This is a genomic window from Enterobacter sp. UNJFSC 003 (assembly GCF_036903355.1).
Classification (GTDB): domain Bacteria; phylum Pseudomonadota; class Gammaproteobacteria; order Enterobacterales; family Enterobacteriaceae; genus Enterobacter.
In genome coordinates this window covers 1-265 of record NZ_JBAKHK010000196.1, presented here as the reverse complement: position 1 = coordinate 265, position 265 = coordinate 1, and the positions used below count along the sequence as shown (strand labels likewise).

General features: G+C 54.7%; 1 protein-coding gene. It reads right to left on the bottom strand.

Going from position 1 to position 265, the window contains the following annotated elements:
• A partial coding sequence (locus tag V5P19_RS23765; RefSeq protein ID WP_334408010.1) for a molybdopterin-binding protein occupies positions 1 to 265 on the bottom strand: 265 nt, incomplete at both ends.

Genomic DNA, 265 nt, shown 5'->3' with positions numbered 1-265 from the left:
GTTTTGGTGTAATCCGCCTCACCAACCGAAACACCACCGGAACTGATCACCACATCCGCCTGGCTGTCGGCTTCAATAAATGCGGCGCGCAGGGCATGTGGATCGTCGCGGATAATCCCTAAGTTGATTACCTCGCATCCCAGCTGTTCTAACATCAGGTGTACGGCGAGACGGTTGGTATCGTAGATTTGGCCGTCGCCCAGCGGCTGGCCTGGCAACTGGAGTTCATCACCGGTAGAAAAAAGCGCTACACGCACTTTACGAA